The sequence below is a fragment of the Pseudoduganella sp. OTU4001 genome (assembly GCF_038440195.1).
Lineage (GTDB): Bacteria > Pseudomonadota > Gammaproteobacteria > Burkholderiales > Burkholderiaceae_D > Rugamonas.
In genome coordinates, this window is the sequence record NZ_JASATG010000026.1 from 15,403 (window position 1) to 33,466 (window position 18,064).

Below are 18,064 nucleotides of genomic sequence, written 5' to 3' on the forward strand. Positions count from 1 at the left end.
ATTGCTTAACCGCCCAGCGACAACAAGGTATCGAACAGGGTGGCGGCGGTTGCCATCACTTTAGCCGATGCCTGGTAGGCCTGCTGGTAGCGGATCAGGTTGGCGGCCTCTTCGTCGAGGTTCACGCCCGATACCGATTGTTGTACGGCCGTGGCCTGGGCCACGGCGGTTTCCGAAGCGGCGCTGCCGATATCGGCTTCGCGCGTGCGGTTGCCGATCATGTTGACCAGGCCGGCGTAGGTGGACTGGTAAGTGGCGCTGCCGCCCAACATCATATTCCTGGTTTGCAGGCCCGCCAGCAGCACGCCATTGCGGTTGTCGCCTACCCCGCTGCCGGGATTGATATTGAACTGGTCGGTGTCGCCCGGCGTGCCGGTCAGGGTGACGTTGATGCCGCCGAAGCTGATCTTGGCGCCCGAGGTAAAAGTCACCGGCGTGCCGGCCGGGAACACGGTCGCCACGCCCGCTTCGTCGGTCACGGTCACGTCTACTGCCGGGAAGCCGTTCAGCGTGTTGCTGGCCAGGTCATAGGTCAGGTTGACCGGCGCCGCCAGCGCATTGCCCGGCAACAGGTAAGCGGCATCGACCTGGCCCGGGCTCATCTTGACGTTGCCGGTATTGGAGCTGGGCACCGCCGTGCTGATCGGCGCTGCCAGCGCAATTTTCGCGCCGTCGGCAATCGCCACCTGCAGGCGCGAGGCGGCGGTATAGGTCGGGCGGATCTCGACGTGGTCGCCATCGGACGGCGCGCCGGTGATGTTGAACGACACGCCATCGATCACCTGCGGCACCCCGCCCTGCGGGAACGGGTTGATGATGGTTTGCTGGTTGTCGGAACGGCGCGTGACCACCAGGTCGGTGCCGTTGAAGGTCATGTCGTAGTCGTCGCCGGTCAGTGCGGTGCCGTCGACGATGGTGGCCTGGACATCGAGCGTGCTGATGTCGGCATTGTCGCGGTCGTAACCGACGAAGGCCTGGATATCGTTGAAGAACTTGCCGCCGGGCTGGCCATTCTGGTCCAGGCCCAGCTGGTGCTGGTCGTTGAAGGTGTCGGCCAGGCCGGCGGCGATCAGGCCGAGCTGGTTCTGCGCCTTGTCCAGGCCTTCATTGCGGAATTGCACCAGGCCGCCCAGGCTGCCGCCGATCAGCACCGAATCCGGCAGCACGGCCAGGCGGTTCTGGGTCTGGTAGCCCACCACCACGCGGCTGGGGTCGGTATCCGAGGTGCCGACCGCCAGCGCCTGCGAGGTGCCGCCCAGCACCAGCGGCTGGCCGGTACCGAAGGACACGTTCAGCATGTGGTTGTCGGTCTGCTGCACATTGACCTTGATGATCTTGTTCATCTCGCTGATGATCTGGTCGCGCTGGTCCAGCAGGTCGTTCGGGATGCGCGACGGGTCGATCGACAGGCCGGCAATCTGGTTGTTCAGGTCGGCGACCTTGCGCGCAAACGCATTCAGCTCCGACACATTGGCGGCGATGGCGTTGTTGGTGCCGCTCTGCAAGTCGCTCAGGCGGTCGTTCATCGAATGGAAACGCCCCGTCATCGTCTCGGCGGCCGACAGCATGGCCTGGCGCGAAGCCGACGAGGCCGGCGCCGAGTTGGCATCCTGGATACCTTTGAAGAAGCCCTGCAAGGCCGGCGACAGGCCGACTGTGGCATCCGACAGCATATTGTCGATCTGGCTGATCTGGTTCAGGTAGGTATCGACCGAAGCCTGCTGTGCTTGCACGCCCAGCAACTGCTTGTTAAGGAAGTCGTCATAGATGCGCTTGACCTGCGCCACTTCGGTACCGGTACCGATGAAGCCGACGCCGACGTTGAGCGGCGCCGGGGTGCCCTGCACCACCACCTGGCGGCTGTAGCCCGGGGTGGATGCGTTGGCAATATTGTGGCCGGTGGTGGTCAGCCCGGTCTGGGCGGCCATCAAGCCGGTTTTAGCGATACCAAAGAGTGCAGTCATGATGTCTTAGTTTACGGCGCGGCGCAGCAAAACTTGAAATGGCTCAACTACGCCAATGTCCTTTTGATAATGCTGGCCAGTTTGTTGGCGTAATTCGGGTCGGTGGCGTAGCCGGCGCGCTGCAGGTTGCGCGCAAAGCCGGCGGCATCGGTGCCGGTGGCGGCAGCCAGCGCTTTTTCATAGCGCGGGTTGCTGCTGATCAGGCGCCCATAATCCTTGAAGCTGTCGGCATAGCTGTCGTAGGCGCGGAATTTTTCAACGCGCACTTGCGGCTTGCCATTCACATATTCGGTGGTGGCGGTTTCCACCACGCGGCCCTTCCAGTCCGGTCCGGCCTTGATGCCGAACAAGTTATGGCTGTTGCTGCCGTCGCGACCCTTGATCTCGCGGCGGCCCCAGCCCGATTCCAGCGCGGCCTGGCCCAGCATGAATTTGGCCGGGATGCCGGTGGCGCGGCTGGCTTCTTCCGCGTGGCTGCCCAGTTTTTCCTGGAAGGCGCGCACATGGGCCGGCTTGCTGGAGGCGCTGGCCTCGGCGCCCTTCATGGCCGCGGCGCCGCCGCTGGCTTCGATCGAACGCTGCAGCCGGGCCTGGTCCAGCAAGGCGCGCGCCATCGGGTCGCCTTCGCTGACGTCCTGCTGCTGCAGGGTCTTCGACAGCTGGCGCACCAGCACGTCGGCCAGGCCGATGCCCTTCTTGGCGATGTCCTGGCTGGTTTGCTGGTCCAGCATGGTGGTGAACATCTTGGTCTGCTGGTTGTCGAACATGCCATCTTGCGGGGTGGCGTCGCGCATGCTCTTCATCATCATGTTGACGAACATGGCTTCGAACTGCACGGCAGTCGTCTTCAGCGCTTCCGGCGAACCGGCGCGCGCCGACTGGCGCAGCTCGCCGAAGCCTTTGCTGTCGATGGCCAGGCCGTTGTTCAAGTCGTTGGAGACGGTGCGAGGGATCATGGCGGCGTCCTCAAATGATTTCCAGCTCGGCGCGCAGCGAACCCGCTGACTTCATCGCCTGCAGGATGGCCAGCAAATCTTGCGGCGAGGCGCCGATGGCGTTGAGCGCCTTGACCACATCGGCCAGCGAAGCGCCGCCTTTCAGCATGATGACCTTGCCGGCATCTTTCTTGATGTCCACGTTACCCTGCTGGGAAACGACGGTCTGGCCACCGCTGAGCGCGTTGGGCTGGCTGACCTGGGTATCGGCACTAACCGATACTGACAGGTTGCCGTGCGAGATGGCGCACGTCTCCAGCGTAACTTCCTGGTTCATCACGACCGAACCGGTGCGCGCATTCATGATGACCTTGGCGGCCTGGCGCGCCGGGCGCACGTCCATGCCTTCCAGGTCGCCGATGAAGGCCACCCGCGCGTCGCTCGACGATGGCGCGGTGACGCGGATGGTGCGGCCATCCTGCGCGTACGCCACGCCGGCGCCGTACTTGTCGTTGATGGCGGCCACCACGCGGCTGGCGGTGGCGAAATCGGTGTTGTTCAGTTCGAGGCGGATCTGGTTGCCGTCACCCAGCGTGGTCGGGACCGCGCGTTCGACCGTGGCGCCGCCCGAAATGCGGCCCACCGACAGGTGGTTGACCACCACGGAAGCGCCGCCGCCCGGGGCCTGCGCACCCACGCCGCCGACCAGGATATTGCCTTGCGCCATACCGTAGACCTGGCCGTCGGCGCCTTTCAGCGGCGTCATCAGCAGCGTGCCGCCGCGCAGCGATTTGGCGTTCCCCATCGAGGAGACGGTAACGTCGATCTGCTGGCCCGGCTGGGCAAACGCTGGCAGGCTGGCGGTGACCATCACGGCCGCCACATTCTTCAGCTGCAAGGTAGTGCCCTGCGGCAGCGCCACGCCCATCTGCTGCAGCATGGAGGCCACCGACTGCACGGTGAACGGGGTTTGCGTGGTCTGGTCGCCGGAGCCGTCCAGGCCGACCACCAGGCCATAGCCCATCAACTGGTTCTGGCGCACGCCGGCGATGCTGGCCAGGTCCTTCAGGCGTTCAGCCTGCACGGCTGGCGTCAAGGCCAGTGCGGCGGCGAGGGCGAGGAGTTTGAAAGTCTTCATGGTCAGAATGGCAGCAGGCTGAGGAAGAAGCGCGACAGCATCGACTGCACCTCAGCGCGGTCGAGATTGCTCTTGGTGCGGTATTCGACGCGCGCGTCGGCAATCGCGGTCGAGGTGACCGAGTTGCCGTTGACGATGGAGTCCGGATTCACCATGCCGCTGATGCGGATGTATTCGGTGCCCTTGTTCAGGCCAACCTGTTTTTCGCCGGCGATGATCAGGTTGCCGTTCGGCAGAACTTCCACCACGGTGGCGCCGATGGTGCCGGTGAAGGTATTGCTCATGCTCTGGTTGTCGGCATCGGCGAACTTGTTGTCGGCGCTGGTGGCGACATTGGTGCCCAGCTTGTTCTGGAACACCCCCGGAATGCCGAAGTTGACGCTGCCCGACTTGCTGCCGGAGCTGGCGCCGTTCTTCACCGCGGCGGTGTTTTCCGTGATGACGACGTTGATCACATCGCCCACATGGCGCGCACGGCGGTCTTCGAAGGCCGGACGGTAGCTGTTGGTCTGGTAGATCGCGCCATTGTTCTGCGCCACCGGCGGGTACGGCGGCGGCAGCGGGCGCGCGGAAGTCGGGCCGGCGACGATGGAAGACGGCGCGGCCGCGCAGGCGGACAGCAGCAGCGCGGCGGCGGTAACGGCGATGGCGGAGACGGAGCGCATGGCGGATCCTTACAGCTGCGACAGGCGCTGCAGCATCTGGTCGGAGGTGGTGATCGCCTTCGAATTGATTTCGTAAGCGCGCTGGGTCTGGATCATATTGACCATTTCCTCCACCACGTTGACGTTGGAGGTTTCCACATAGCCCTGCAGGATCACGCCGGTGCCGTTGGTGCCCGGCTGGTTGACGGTGGCCGCGCCGGAAGCGCCGGTTTCCACGTACAGGTTCTCACCCTTCGATTCCAGGCCGGTCGGGTTGATGAAGGTCGCCAGCTGGATGTTGCCGATCTGCTGCGGCGCCACCTGGCCCGGCAAGGTGACCGACACGGTGCCGTCGCGGCCCACGGTGATGCTCTGCGCATTGATCGGGATGGTGATGGCCGGCTGCAGCACGAAGCCGCTGGAGGTCACCATCTGGCCGTTGTTATCGCGCTGGAAAGAACCGTCGCGGGTGTAGGCCTGGGTGCCGTCCGGCAGCAGCACGGTGAAGAAGCCGTTGCCGTTGACCATCAGGTCCTTGTCGTTGCCGGTCGATTGCGGGTTGCCCTGGGTGTGGATGCGCTCGATGGCCACCGGACGCACGCCGGTGCCAAGCTGCATGCCCGATGGCAGCTGGGTCTGCTGCGACGAGGCCGCGCCCGGCTGCCGGATATTCTGGTACAGCAAGTCTTCGAAGACGGCGCGCGACTTCTTGAAGCCGTTGGTTTGCACGTTCGCCAGGTTGTTGGACGTGACGTCCATCTGGGTCTGCTGCGCTTCCATGCCAGTCTTGGCAATCCACAGTGATCGAATCATTTGCCTGCTCCAAATACGGTTTTCCTATGCAGGCATTATCCGTTGGGGCGGGTCAACTCAAAGCGTCGATCTGGCTGGTTTTCGCGGCCTTATTCGCCGCTTGCCACGCTGACAACGGTTGCGGGCGCCCTACCCCGTAACCCTGGGCGTAATCGATGCCCATGCTGCGCAGGCAGGCCAGAATTGCATCGTCCTCGACGAACTCGGCGATGGTTTGCTTGCCCATCACGTGGGCGATCTGGTTGATCGATTCGACCATGGCGCGTTCGGTCGGGCTGTGCAGGATGCCCTTGATGAAGCTGCCGTCGATCTTCACGTAATCGACCGGCAAGTGTTTGAGGTAGGCAAATGAGGACATGCCGGCGCCGAAATCGTCGAGCGCGAAACGGCAGCCCTGGGCTTGCAAGTCCTGGATCAGGCTGGCGGCGTGGGCCAGGTTGGCCACGGCGGCGGTTTCGGTGATTTCAAAGCAAACGTCTTCCAGCGCGATGCCGCTGGCGCGCTGCTGCTCGAGCACGTATTCCAGCAAGCCTTCGTCGCATACCGAGGCGCCGGACAGGTTGATGGCCCAGCTGGTGCCGCGCGGCTGCTGCGCCAGGGCGGCGAAGGCATGGTGGATCACCCAGCGGTCGAGCAGCGGCATCAGGTCGTAGCGCTCGGCGGCGGGGATGAAGGCCATCGGCGGCACCAGGCCGCCCTGCTCGTCGATCATGCGCACCAGAACTTCGGCGTGGGCCTGGCCGCCCGGCTTGAGCGGGGCGATGGTTTGCAGGTGCAGGCAGAAGCGGTCGTTTTCCAGCGCGGCGCGGATGCGGGAGACGGCTTCCATCTCGTTCTGGCGCACCGACAGTTCGGCGTCGTCGTCGCTGTACAGGTGGATGCGGTTGCGGCCCTTTTCCTTGGCCATATAGCAGGCGGCGTCGGCCGACTTCATGACTTCCTTCAGGTTGCCCTGGCGCCCGGCCAGCAGCACCACGCCGATGCTGACGCCGACGCGGTAGCTGCGCACGCCCCACACGAAGCGCAGGTCGACCACCGCCTGCCGCACCTTTTCGGCCACGCGCAGCACATCGGCGTGGGTGCAGTAGGTCAGCACGACGCCAAACTCGTCGCCACCGAGGCGGCCGACAATATCGCGCTCGCGCAAGGTGGCCTGCAGCAGCTGGCTGACGTGGCGGATCAATTCATCGCCCGCGGCGTGGCCGCTGGTGTCGTTGATCACCTTGAAGCGGTCGAGGTCGAGATACAGCACGGCGTGCTCGCCGTCCCGCCCGTCCTGCATGCCAGCCAGCAGTTCGCACAGGCGGCGTTCGAACTCGCGCCGGTTCAGGATGTCGGTCAGCTCGTCGTGCGTGGCCTGGTAGGACAGCTGGGCCGCGTGGCGCCGCGCTTCGCTGGCGTCGTGCAGCACGATGACCTGGCCGATCGGCTGGCCGTCCGGCGCGTGGATCAGCGCCAGCGAGCGCTCGACCGGCAGCTGGCGGCCGTCGGCGGCCAGCAGCTGCAGGTTGCCGGCCGCGCCTTCCAGCCGGCACACCTCGGCCAGCGGGCGGCCCAGCATGGCCGCAGCCGGCAAGCCCAGCATCTGTTCGGCGTTGCGGTTGCAGTAGCTGATGTTGTGCTGCTGGTCGGTGGTGATGACGGCGTCGGCAATCGAGCCCAGCGTCACCTGCACCAGTTCTTTCTCGGCAAAGGCTTCCGCCTCGCTTTGCTGCAGCTGCGCCATCAGACGCGCACGGCGCACGAAGGAGCGGCGCAGGTAGCGGTGGCCGCTCACCGCCAGCACGGCGGCCGCCAGCACCAGCAGCGCCAGCAAGGCATTGGTGACCTGGCGCGCCGCTTCGTTGATGGCGGAGTGGAAGCCCAGCGCCAGCGGCGACAGGCGGCGGTCGATTTCCTGCAGCTCGAGCAGGAACACGTCCTGCGACGGGCGCTGTGCAATCGGCGTGCTGTGCAGGCGCTCGCCCAGGTCGCGCAGGCGCAGCAGGTGTTCGTCGCTGTGCTTCCAGTAAGCAATGGCACGCGCCATCAGCGGCAGGCCGTTGAAATTGCGGTACAGCCAATACATGCCGCGGATGTCTTCGTCGGCGTTGCGGCCGCCGAGGAAGCCGGCGCGCACCACGTCCCACTCGGGCTGCGCCTTGTCCATCTCGCGCCGGGCGCTGAGATCGGCCAGCGGCACGGCCAGTTCGGTGCGGAATTGGTGGAAGTCCTGCTCGTCAGCGGTGACCAGGTAGCGCTGCAGCGTGGCGATGGCGGCCTTCTGGCCCTTGGACCAGTGGCTTTCGCCCGCCACATAGGCGCGCAGCGTGGACATGATGGACACGCTGAGCACAGCCACCAGCGTCAGCGCGGCGACCGCCAGCGCAAACGGCAATACCACGGCGGCATATCGTTCCTGGGACGAACGCATGGGCTTGGCCAGTAGGGTAGAAAGTTCCCATGATGCGCATTCCCTGCCGTGTGCGCAATGTACGAAAGTCTATGCTGTTACCAGAAAGCAACGAAATTGCAGGTGCCTTAATTCAAGGCCAGGATTTGTGTAGCCTTGGCGGCATTGTTTTCGGCGTTCTTCAGCAGACTCATCTGCGTTTCGAAAGAACGTGCCAATGTGATCATATTGACCATGGCATCAATGGCGTTGACGTTGCTGCCTTCCAGCGTGCCGTCCACCAGGCGCACCGCCTGGTCGGCATCGGCCGGCTGGCCGCTTTGCTGGCGGAACAGGCCGTCGTCGCCGCGCACCAGGCCCTTGGTGTCGGGATTGACCAGCTTGATGCGGCCCAGCACATTCGATGGGCCGGGCTGGGTCTGGGTGGTGTCGATGGCCGACACGGTACCGTCGGCGGCAATCGCCACCTGGGCATCGGGCGGGATCGCGATGGGACCGTTCTCGCCCACCAGGGTCAGGCCGGCGGCGGTTTGCAGCATGCCGTTTTCGCTGACCTTCAGGCTGCCGTTGCGGGTGTAGGCTTCCGAACCGTCGGCGGACTGCACGGCGATGAAGCCATCGCCGCGCAGGGCCACGTCGAGCGCGCGGCCGGTGGTCTGCATCGCGCCCTGCCGGAAGTCCGAACCGACCGTGTTGTCGACCACAAAGGTGCGGGTCGGCAAGCCGCCGTCGCCCACCACCGGCACCGCCCGGAACGAATCGAGCTGGGCGCGGAAGCCGGTGGTGGTGGCGTTGGCCAGGTTGTTCGACGTCGTCGCCTGCTGGTCCAGCAGGTGACGGGCGCCGGTGGCGGCGGTGTAGATCAGACGGTCCATGGCTTACTCGCTTACGGCGTTTAACGCAGGTTGACCAGGGTTTGCAGCACCGAGTCCTGGGTCTTGATGGTCTGCGCATTGGCCTGGTAGACGCGCTGCGCAGTGATCATGTCGACCAGTTCTTCGGTCAGGTCCACGTTGGAGGTCTCCACCGAGGACGAACGCAGCTGGCCCCACTGGCCGGTGTTCGGCGTGCCGATCTGCGGCTGGCCGGAGGCATCGCTCTCGGTCCAGGCATTGTTGCCGAGCGGGATCAGGCCATCGGGATTGGCGAAGTTCGCCAGCACGAACTGGCCTAGCGCACGCGATTTGCCGTTGCTGTACTGGCCGGTGATCACACCGTCGGGACCGGTGCTGAAGCGCTGCAGCTGGCCGGACGAGTAGCCGTCCTGGGTCGAGAATTTCTCGGCCGTCGCGCCTTCAAACTGGGTGGTGCCGACGAAGTCGGTGCTGACCACCAGCGGCATGACCGAACCCTTGTCCGGGAACAGCGGCAGGCTGATCGAGAATGGCAGGGTCTGCGGGACCGGCAGCGCCGCCATGGCGGCGGTGTCCAGCTGGCCTTCGCGGCTGAAGATCAGGCTGCCGGTCTTGACGGCAGGCACCTGGACCGAAGCGGCAATCGCGGCCAGTATCTTGTCCGGGTTGGTGCCGGCGATGGCGCCCACATCGGTGGTGCCGGTATAGGTGGCGTCGATCGCAGCGATCTGGGCCGCGGTGGCGTTGGCGGCGGCGGCGGCGCCGGAAATGATCGGGCCGACGGCAGCCGAATAGGCCAGGTTGGCGGCGGCAATATCGCCACCGGTGGCCACCGCGTCCAGGTACACCTGGCGCGCCGCCGCTTCCACCGCAGCGGAAGCCGGATCGGTGAACAGGAAGGCCGAGGCTGCCTGGGCAGTCTGTTCAACGCCATCGATGGCGGTATAGACGTCCCAGTTGTTGGCGGCCGTCTTCACGTAGAACATCGACATCACGTGGGCGTTGCCCAGGCTGTCGTAGACGTCCAGCACGGACTGCTTGTTGTAGGTCAGCGGGTCGTTCACATCGAACGGCACCTTGGTTGGCGGCACCGCGTTGGAGCTCAGGTTGAGCTGGAAATTGGCCTTGGTGGTCGCCACCGGCACCAGGTCGGAGTAGTCGATGGTGATTGGCTTCGGCGCGCCGGCCAGGATCACGCCATCGTTGTTGGCCAGGTAGCCGGTGATGGCCGCGCCCTGGGCGTTGATGATGGTGCCGTTCTTATCCAGCTGGAACTGGCCATTGCGGCTGTACTGCACCGAGCCGCCCGGGGTCACGGTGCGGAAGAAGCCGCCGCCATTGATCGACACGTCCAGCGGGTTGTTGCTGGTTTCGATATTACCTTGGGTGAACTGCTGCGCAATCCGCGAGATCGATACGCCGATACCCGGATTATTGCCGGCCAGGCCGTTCAGGGAGTTCGCGTACAGGTCGGCAAATTGCGCCGACGACCCCTTGAAACCAACGGTACTGGCGTTGGCGATGTTGTTACCAATCACGTCCAGCGATTTGGAGGCGGCGTTCAGGCCGCTGAGACCTTGTTGAAACATGGTATTCCCCTATTCAGATTGCGCTTACAGTACTTGCTTGATCGCGTCCATGGTCACCTGACCAACGGACGGGATATTCAGTTTGACGCCGCCGGCACCGGTCGAAATGCTGGCGACCGTGCCCAGTTCGAGCGTCTTGGCGTCTTTCAATTCCTTGCCGCCGGACCTGGCGGTGATATTCAAGGTGTATTGGTTGTTGGCGGCGGTGGTGCCGTCGGGCAGCTTGCCATCCCAGGTCAGCGGCAGCACGCCGGGCTCGACGTTGTCCAGCGTGACGGTCTGCACCACTTTGCCGCCCGAGGCGACGATGTCGACCTGGACTTTGTCGGCGTACGAGCCCAGCTCAACACCAAACAGCGATTTGCCGTCGGACAGCTGCAGCTTGTTGCCGTCCACCAGGACGCCGCGGTTGATCAGGTTGGTGGCCGCCAGGTTCTGCGTGCTCTGGTAGTCGGTCTTCAGCGAAGCCAGCGTCTCATTCATCTTGTTGATGCCGGTCACGGTGTTCAGCTGCGCCAGCTGGCTGGTGACCTGGGCGTTATCCAGGGGATTCAGCGGATCCTGGTTTTTCAGCTGCGTGATCAGCAGCGTCATGAATTTGTCCTGCTCGGCCTCCACGCCCGTCTGGGTCTTGGCCTTCGGATTCATGGTATTCAGCAGGGCTGCCGGTACGCCGGCGGAGGTATCGGTTGCGGTGACGGCCATGATTACTGTCCAATCGTTAAGGTTTTCAGCAGCATGGTCTTGGCTGCGTTCATGGTTTCCACATTGGTCTGGTAGGAGCGCGAGGCCGACAGCATATTGACCATCTCATCGACCACGTTCACGTTCGGCATCGTCACATAGCCCTTGTCGTCGGCCAGCGGGTGCTTGGGGTCGTAGACCTGCTTCATCGGCGACGGGTCTTCCACCACCTGGCGCACCTTGACGCTGGTGGCGGCGCCGTTGGCGCTTGGCGTGGCTTCGAACACCACCTGCTTGGCGCGGTAGGCTTCGCCGCTGGCCGAGGTCGCGCTGTCGGCGTTGGCCAAGTTGGAGGCCACCACGTTCAGGCGCTGGGCCTGGGCGCTCATGGCCGAACCGGATACATTGAAAATACTGAACAAGGACATTACTGGCCTCCCTGGATCGCGGCCAGCAGGCCTTTGATCTGCGAATTGATAAAGGTCACGCCCGCTTCATAGCGCAGGGCGTTGTCGGCAAAGTTATTGCGCTCGACGTCCATGTCGACCGTGTTGCCATCCACCGCGCCCTGGGCCGGCGTACGGTACAGCAGCGGCGTGCCGTCGGGCAGCGTGCTGCCGTCTTGCTGGGGGCGCGGGAAATGCTTGCTGGCGGTGGTATTCAGCGGCGGCGGGTTCTTGGCGCGGTCCAGCGCCGCCTGCAGGTTGGCGGAAAAGTCGATGTCGCGCGCCTTGTAGTTCGGCGTATCGGCATTGGCAATATTCGACGCCAGCACGGCCTGGCGCTTCTCGCGCAGGCTGAGGGCGGTTTCGTTGAACAGCAGGTGGTTGTCGAGTTTGCCTAACATGGCGCTTCTCCGCTTGATGACAGGTTCGATGATACGGAGCAATGCCCTTGCTTGATCGGAAGAGAAAGACGGGGTTTTTGCCCCTATTCATGGCTTGCCCGCCTCGCGCGAAGGCTAAGATGTGCTGCATGAAACGCAAACTCATTACCGTCGCCCTGCTCGCAGCCACTATTGCCGTCACCGCCGTGGCCATCGCCGCGCCGGCGCCGGCCGCCCCGGCCCGCATGGATCACGCCGCGCTGCGCCAAGTCGCCGAGCAATTCCTGACCGTGCAGACGGCCGGCCTGCCCGGCAAGGTCACGGTCAGCGTGGGCGCCGTCGATCCGCGCCTGAACCTGGCGCCCTGCCCGGCGCCGGAAGCTTTCCTGATGCCGGGTGCACGCGCCTGGGGCAAGACCACGGTGGGCGTGCGCTGTGCGGCGCCTTCGCCGTGGACGGTATATATTCAATCCCAGGTATCCGTGCTTGGCAGCTATGTCGCCGCCGCCGTGCCGCTGGTACAGGGCCAGTCCATCGAGGAAAGCCAGCTGGCCATCATGCAGGGCGAACTGACCGCCCTGCCGCCGGGCATTGCCACCGACAAGGCGCAGCTGATTGGACGCACCAGCAATCTTTCCATTTCGGCAGGTACGCCGCTGCGGCTGGACCTGGTGAAAGCCAAACCGGTGATCCTGCAGGGCCAGCTGGTCAAGTTGGTGTCGAAAGGCAACGGTTTCTCGGTCTCGGCCGAGGGTAAGGCAGCCGGTTCGGCGGCCGAGGGCCAGGTGGTGGCTGTGCGCACTGGCAACGGCCAGCAAATCAGCGGAATTGCCCGCACTGGTGGCTTGGTTGAAGTGACATTTTGACAAAAAGTAATAAGGAATTGCCGACAGCCAGCTAAAGTTTGGCGGCAGGCTGCCGTTATAGACTCGTATGCCGGGGTAAAGGCCTCCAACCAGACGAGGATAAAGCTGTGAAGATCAACGATACATTGAAGAACACGCCGGGCTTGCCAAGTTCGCCCGCGACGACCGGGAACGCGCGCGGCGCGGACAAGGCCGCCGCAACGAACACTGCCGCACCGCAGGCAAGTACCGACAATGTGCGCCTGTCCGCGCAAGGACAGGCATTGGCGGCCAGTGGCGCTGCCGGTAGCAATGCCGTATTCGATACCAAGAAAGTCGAACGTATCAAGATGGCGATTGCTGACGGCCAGTTCCAGGTCAATTCGGAAAAAGTGGCAGACGGTTTGCTGGAAACAGTCCGCGACCTGCTGCACTCGCGTAAGCAACGCTAAGGATTCAAATAATGGCAACTGTCTCGCCGAAACACAGCCTGCAGGCTGAGTTGGACAAGATCACGGAATTGCTGGTAGTCCTGAAACAGGAGCAGCAGGATCTGGTCGCGGCGGACATTGAGCACCTGACCTCGCTCACGCCGCAAAAGTCGGCGTTGGTCAATGAAATGGCCTCGCTGGCCACCGCACGCCACCAGGCGCTGGCTGAGGCCGGCTTCCCTGCGATGGAAGCGGGCATGGAGTCGTGGCTGGAAGTCCAGCACGATGATGCTGCCAATATGCTGTGGCAAAGGCTGCTGGACCAGACCCGGGCGGCCAAGGAATTGAATCGCCTGAATGGCGTGCTGATCAATAAGCACCTGGGGCAGACCCAGGGCGCGCTGCAAGCGCTGCGGCCGCAGCAGACCACGGTTTATGGGCCAAGTGGGATGACTTCCGGCGGGACGACCCGCCGCGGGTTTATCGCTGGCTGAATTTTCGCTTTTAATTTAGAACCGAGGGGTTGGAATCTCCGTCCCCGGATCAGGAATCCCCGACAAGATCGTCACCGCCACCCGCCGGTTGCGCGCGCGCGATTCCGGATCGGTATTGGGTGCGACCGGCTGGTTATCAGCATGCCCGACCGCCGTCATGCGCGACGGCGCGATCCCCGATTCAATAAACAGGCGCACCACACTGCCTGCCCGCACCGCCGACAATTCCCAGTTCGACGGATAAAGCGTATTCCGGATCGGGACATTATCGGTATGCCCCTCTACCTGCACCGCATGCGGGTCATCCCTGAGCAAGGTCGCCACCGCCGTCAGCGCCTCGCGCGATTCGTCGGTCAGGCGCGCGTCGCCCGGATTGAACAGCACGGAAGCGTTGATCTCCACGCTGACCCCGCGCAAATTCTGCGTCACCCGCACCTTCCCTTCTTTCACCAAAGGCGCCAGGGTGCTGGACAAATCCTTGGCCAGCCGCTGCATCTGCTCCTTCTCGCGCTTGATCTGCTCATTGCGCTTGCGCTGGGCCGGATTCGGAATGGGCAGGCTCTGCACCTCGGTGGTAGTGGGCGGCGCCGCGCCGGCACCGCCAAAGGCATCGCCCAGCGCGTCCGAAAACACCTTGTACTTGCCCAGGTTGACCGAGGAAATCGCATACATCACGACAAAGAAGGCAAACAGCAGCGTGATGAAGTCGGCGTAGGAGATCAGCCAACGCTCGTGGTTTTCCGGATCGTCATCGAACTTGCGGCGCGCGCGGCGGTATTGCATATCACGGCTCCCGCATCAGGGTCGCAATGCGTTCATCCACCACGCGGGTAAAGTCGCCGGTGGCGATATCGTAGAACACGGCCGCCGTCAGCTCCTGCAGGTAAACCTGGCGTGTGACGATGGTCTTGAGCTTGTTGGCAATCGGGTAGAAGAACAGGTTGGCCAGGCCGACGCCGTAGATGGTCGAAACGAAGGCCACCGCAATGCCGGAACCGAGCTTGCTCGGGTCGGTCAGGTTTTCCATCACATGGATCAGGCCCAGCACCGCACCGAGGATGCCGATGGTCGGCGAATAGCCGGCCGCCGATTCCCAGATACGCACCGCCTGCCGCTCAGCCGTTTCAAAGGCTGTGATTTCCATATCCAGGATCTGGCGCATCTTGTCCGGCTGGATGCCGTCCACGATCATGCGCAATCCCTTGGCGACAAATTTGTCCTTGGCACCCAGCATGGGCCGCTCCAGCGCCAGCAGCCCGTCGCGGCGGGCGATGTGGCTCCAGTTGTTGATGTCGCGCGCCAGCTGGGCGCGCGTATCGACCGGCGGTTTGAAAACCCAGCGCAGCATGGACAAGCCACGGCGCAAGGTCGGCGTACGGGTTTGCAGCATGACCGCGCCGAAGGTGCCGATCACCACGATGGCGAAGGCCGCCGGCTGCAGCAGGGAGGTGATCTTGCCCCCTTCCAGCCCCTGGCCGACGATGATGCCGGCCAGCGCCAGCAGTACGCCGGCTACGCTGGACCAGTCCATGCCTGCTCCCGCAGCGAGGCACGCAGGCGCGCCACGGCTTGTGTGTGCAACTGCGAAACCCGCGACTCGGAAACACCCATCACGGCGCCGATCTCTTTCAGGTTCAGCTCTTCCTCGTAGTAAAGGCCCATCAGCATTTTCTCGCGTGGCGGTAGCGCATCAATCGCATCGATCACAGCCTGGCGGAAGTCGGTGTCGAGCAGCGCGCGCAGCGGATCGGCATCTTCATCATGGGCATAGCGGTCGAGGAAGCTGTCGTTGCCGTCTTCCTCGTGAAAATCTTCGTAATACACCAGCTGGTGGCCGCCGCCTTCGGACAGCATTTCCTGGTAGTCGGACAGCGACAGTTTTAGCGATTTCGCCACTTCCGACTCGGTCGGCGGGCGGCCCAGGCGCTGCTGCAGCGTGGCCATCGCGTTTTCGATCTTGCGCATGTCCTGGCGCATCGAGCGCGGCATCCAGTCGGAGCTGCGCAGCTCATCCAGCATGGCGCCACGGATACGCATCACTGCGTACGTTTCGAACTGGGCGCCGTGGGTTTCTTCATAGCGGTTGATCGCATCGAGCAAGCCGATCATGCCTGCTTGTACCAGGTCATCCACTTCCACACTGGGCGGCAATTTTGCCTTCATATGGTGGGCCAGGCGCTTGACCAACGGCATGTGCTCCGTCAGCAAGGAATCCTTATCCACCTTCCCTTTGACCGTGTACATAAAGGTTCTAATTCTTATCAGGCTCTAAAATGGTTGCAGCTCCCCATCGCGAAACGGCCCGCCAGCTGGCGGAAGGCTACTGAAGCCCCGGCCAGCGGGAAGGCGTCCACCACCGCACGACCCAGCCGGGCAGCGCGCTGCAGGTATTCGTCGGCTGGCACCGACCCCATGGAAACGAGGTTGACTGCCAGGTAACGGCTTGCCGCATGCGCCATATTATCGTAAACCACCCTCGCTTCGGCCTCGGAAGCGCCGGTGACCAGGATGCCAAACGGGCGGCGGCCCAGCTCATGGTTGAGCCGCTTGATCATCATATAAGCATTCTTGATGGAAGTGGCACTGTTTGACACTTGCACCACGATCTCGGAACTGGCCATGACCGGTACCGGGAAGGCCTCGCCATCGAACTCGCCATCGACCAGCACGATGCCGCTCTGGCTGGCCAGCACGCCGAAGGCCTTGGCCAGGCGGCGCCCTTCGTCCGGGCCGCGGCGCGCCTCGCCGCGCGTCATCGACACCACATTGAAGCCCTGCGGGGCGGCGTGCAGCACCTGGTTCAGGGCGCTGCGCTGGCGCGCCACGTCGAGCAGGCTGCCGCCGGCATCCAGGCCGAGGCGGGAGGCCACGCCGTGGGCGCTGGCGCAGGCGTCGACCAGCAGCACATCGTTGCCAGCTTGCGACAGCGAGGCGCCCAGGTTAACCAGCATGGCGCCTTTATCGTCCTGCGGGGTGGCCGACAGGAAGGTGATGATGCGTGGCCGGGGGCCGGCCAGCATCCGGCGCAGGCCTTCGGCCTGGTCGAAATCGAAATTAGCCAAGGCGTACCTCGCGCAGCATCGGGTCTTGGGCGGCGCCGGCCATCAGCAGCGGCAGTTCGGCGTCGCCGAATTTTGGGGCGGACTGGCCGCCGAAGGCACGCTCCACCAGGGCGGCCGGATCGGCCAGGTGCAGGTCTTCCGGCACGCGCTGGCCGTTGGAGGCGTAGAACAGGCGCAGCTTGTGGCGGATCACCACGTCCAGCGCGGAGCCGATCGAGGCGGCTTCGTCGAGCTTGGTGATGATGGCGCCGGCCAGGCCGCTGCCCTGGTAGGCGCGCACCACTTCCGACAGGGTTTCCTGGGTCGAGGTAGCGTTCATGCACAGGATGCGCTGCACGTCGGTGCCGACGCCCTGCAGCATGGCGACCTGCTCGGCCACCATCTGGTCGCGCTGGCTGACGCCAACGGTGTCGATCAGGACGGTGTGCTTGTTTTTCAGTTCATTGAGGGCGATGCGCAGGTCGGCCTCGTCTTTCACCGAATGCACCATCACGCCCAGGATCTTGCCGTAGATGCGCAGCTGTTCGTGGGCGCCGATACGGTAGGCGTCGGTGGTGATCAAGGCCAGCTTTTCCGGGCCGTGGCGCATCACGCAGCGCGCGGCCAGCTTGGCGGTGGTGGTGGTCTTGCCGACGCCGGTCGGGCCGACCAGGGCGAACACGCCGCCCTTTTCCAGCAGCGCGTCTTCGTTGTTCATGGCGTTGATATTGCGGGCCAGCGCAGTGCGCGACCATTGCAGCGCTTCGGCGGCGTCGCGGGTGGCCGGCAGCTTGTCGGCCAGGTAGCGCGCCAGGCTGGCGGAGAAGCCGGCGGCCAGCAGTTCGCGCATCACCGCGGTCTTGTGCGGTTCGCGCTGGGCGGTGTTCGAGAAGGACAGTTCGTTAAGCTGGGTTTCCATCATGCCGCGCATGGCGCGCAGTTCGCTCATCATGCTGCTCATTTCGGCGGCGGCATTGGCTTTGGCGCTGGCGACGGCTTCGGCGACCAGGGCGGCGACGCGGTCCATGTCCACTGCCGGTGCGACCGGCGCTGCGGGGGCGGCGGCGCGTGGGGCTGGGCGTGGGGTGGTGGCGCGTACCACCGGCGCTACGGGCTGGGCGACCAGGGCTGGCGTGGCTTCCATCGGCGGGACGAAGGCCGGGGCAACCGTGGTAGGCAGCTCCAGTTGCGGCGCCGGGGCGGACATTGGGGAATCGGCGGAATGCGGGGCCAGGGAGGCGGCATCGTCGCCTGCCAGGGCCAGGATTTCCACCGCGCCGTCGACAGCGCGGTTGGACAGGATCACCGCATCCGGGCCCAGTGCTTCCCGCACTTTGCGCAGCGCTTCACGCGATGTTGGGGCGGTAAATTTTTTGACGTTCATTTCCAGCTACTCCGCAGATTGCTCACATGG

At 64.2% G+C, this 18,064-nt stretch carries 19 protein-coding genes; 3 read left to right on the forward strand and 16 right to left on the reverse strand.

Annotated elements, in window-relative coordinates; all coding sequences use genetic code 11:
• Window positions 1-5: 5 nt before the first annotated feature.
• The 11 genes from flgK to flgB all read right to left on the reverse strand — a co-directional run bounded on the left by flgK (window position 6) and on the right by flgB (window position 11,860).
• The gene (flgK, locus tag AAHE99_RS19985) at window positions 6-1,964 is read right to left on the reverse strand and encodes a flagellar hook-associated protein FlgK (protein ID WP_342119113.1); all 1,959 of its coding nucleotides are present in this window, start codon (window positions 1,962-1,964) and stop codon (window positions 6-8) included.
• Window positions 1,965-2,011: 47 nt separating this feature from the next.
• Complete coding sequence (gene flgJ, locus AAHE99_RS19990) at window positions 2,012-2,920, reverse strand: flagellar assembly peptidoglycan hydrolase FlgJ (protein ID WP_342119114.1); 909 nt, start codon at window positions 2,918-2,920, stop codon at window positions 2,012-2,014.
• Window positions 2,921-2,930: 10 nt separating this feature from the next.
• Window positions 2,931-4,037 (reverse strand): flagellar basal body P-ring protein FlgI, encoded by a 1,107-nt coding sequence (locus AAHE99_RS19995; RefSeq protein ID WP_342119115.1) that lies wholly within the window; start codon window positions 4,035-4,037, stop codon window positions 2,931-2,933.
• Window positions 4,038-4,039: 2 nt separating this feature from the next.
• Entirely contained in the window at window positions 4,040-4,702 is a 663-nt protein-coding gene (locus AAHE99_RS20000) for a flagellar basal body L-ring protein FlgH (RefSeq protein WP_342119116.1), read from the reverse strand.
• 9 nt (window positions 4,703-4,711) lie between these two features.
• Complete coding sequence (flgG, locus tag AAHE99_RS20005; protein ID WP_342119117.1) at window positions 4,712-5,494, reverse strand: flagellar basal-body rod protein FlgG; 783 nt, start codon at window positions 5,492-5,494, stop codon at window positions 4,712-4,714.
• A 52-nt stretch (window positions 5,495-5,546) separates the two neighbouring features.
• Complete coding sequence (locus AAHE99_RS20010) at window positions 5,547-7,907, reverse strand: EAL domain-containing protein (RefSeq protein ID WP_342119118.1); 2,361 nt, start codon at window positions 7,905-7,907, stop codon at window positions 5,547-5,549.
• A 107-nt stretch (window positions 7,908-8,014) separates the two neighbouring features.
• On the reverse strand, window positions 8,015-8,761 hold the full coding sequence (gene flgF, locus AAHE99_RS20015) for a flagellar basal-body rod protein FlgF (RefSeq protein ID WP_342119119.1): 747 nt from the start codon (window positions 8,759-8,761) through the stop codon (window positions 8,015-8,017).
• Window positions 8,762-8,781: 20 nt separating this feature from the next.
• Window positions 8,782-10,329 carry a flagellar hook protein FlgE gene (locus tag AAHE99_RS20020; protein ID WP_342119120.1) on the reverse strand — a complete coding sequence of 516 codons (1,548 nt, stop codon included), beginning with the start codon at window positions 10,327-10,329 and terminating at the stop codon, window positions 8,782-8,784.
• 24 nt (window positions 10,330-10,353) lie between these two features.
• Entirely contained in the window at window positions 10,354-11,034 is a 681-nt protein-coding gene (locus tag AAHE99_RS20025) for a flagellar hook assembly protein FlgD (protein WP_342119121.1), read from the reverse strand.
• A gap of 2 nt (window positions 11,035-11,036) precedes the next feature.
• Window positions 11,037-11,441: a flagellar basal body rod protein FlgC gene (gene flgC, locus AAHE99_RS20030; protein ID WP_161024858.1), complete on the reverse strand. Its 405-nt coding sequence runs from the start codon at window positions 11,439-11,441 to the stop codon at window positions 11,037-11,039.
• On the reverse strand, window positions 11,441-11,860 hold the full coding sequence (gene flgB / locus AAHE99_RS20035; RefSeq protein WP_342119122.1) for a flagellar basal body rod protein FlgB: 420 nt from the start codon (window positions 11,858-11,860) through the stop codon (window positions 11,441-11,443). Before flgB ends, flgC begins: the two co-directional genes overlap by 1 nt.
• Before the next feature lie 128 nt (window positions 11,861-11,988).
• Between flgB and flgA the strand changes: the two genes are divergently transcribed.
• The 3 genes from flgA to AAHE99_RS20050 all read left to right on the forward strand — a co-directional run bounded on the left by flgA (window position 11,989) and on the right by AAHE99_RS20050 (window position 13,609).
• A complete protein-coding gene (flgA, locus tag AAHE99_RS20040) occupies window positions 11,989-12,705 on the forward strand; it encodes a flagellar basal body P-ring formation chaperone FlgA (protein WP_342119123.1) in 717 nt (238 codons plus the stop codon).
• 107 nt (window positions 12,706-12,812) lie between these two features.
• Window positions 12,813-13,136, forward strand: coding sequence for a flagellar biosynthesis anti-sigma factor FlgM (flgM, locus tag AAHE99_RS20045; protein ID WP_342119124.1), 324 nt, complete (start codon window positions 12,813-12,815; stop codon window positions 13,134-13,136).
• An 11-nt stretch (window positions 13,137-13,147) separates the two neighbouring features.
• Complete coding sequence (locus AAHE99_RS20050; RefSeq protein ID WP_342119125.1) at window positions 13,148-13,609, forward strand: flagella synthesis protein FlgN; 462 nt, start codon at window positions 13,148-13,150, stop codon at window positions 13,607-13,609.
• Window positions 13,610-13,624: 15 nt separating this feature from the next.
• Here AAHE99_RS20050 and motD read toward each other — a convergent pair whose 3' ends face one another.
• Genes motD through flhF form a run of 5 tightly spaced genes read right to left on the reverse strand, consistent with a single transcriptional unit; the run spans window position 13,625 to window position 18,034 of the window.
• Complete coding sequence (gene motD / locus AAHE99_RS20055) at window positions 13,625-14,392, reverse strand: flagellar motor protein MotD (protein ID WP_342119126.1); 768 nt, start codon at window positions 14,390-14,392, stop codon at window positions 13,625-13,627.
• A gap of 1 nt (window position 14,393) precedes the next feature.
• Window positions 14,394-15,140: a flagellar motor protein gene (locus AAHE99_RS20060; RefSeq protein ID WP_342119127.1), complete on the reverse strand. Its 747-nt coding sequence runs from the start codon at window positions 15,138-15,140 to the stop codon at window positions 14,394-14,396.
• Complete coding sequence (locus AAHE99_RS20065; RefSeq protein WP_342119128.1) at window positions 15,122-15,853, reverse strand: RNA polymerase sigma factor FliA; 732 nt, start codon at window positions 15,851-15,853, stop codon at window positions 15,122-15,124. The genes AAHE99_RS20060 and AAHE99_RS20065 overlap by 19 nt, the downstream gene beginning before the upstream one ends.
• A gap of 17 nt (window positions 15,854-15,870) precedes the next feature.
• On the reverse strand, window positions 15,871-16,671 hold the full coding sequence (locus AAHE99_RS20070; RefSeq protein WP_342119129.1) for a MinD/ParA family ATP-binding protein: 801 nt from the start codon (window positions 16,669-16,671) through the stop codon (window positions 15,871-15,873).
• On the reverse strand, window positions 16,664-18,034 hold the full coding sequence (gene flhF, locus AAHE99_RS20075; protein ID WP_342119130.1) for a flagellar biosynthesis protein FlhF: 1,371 nt from the start codon (window positions 18,032-18,034) through the stop codon (window positions 16,664-16,666). The genes AAHE99_RS20070 and flhF overlap by 8 nt, the downstream gene beginning before the upstream one ends.
• Window positions 18,035-18,064: the final 30 nt, after the last annotated feature.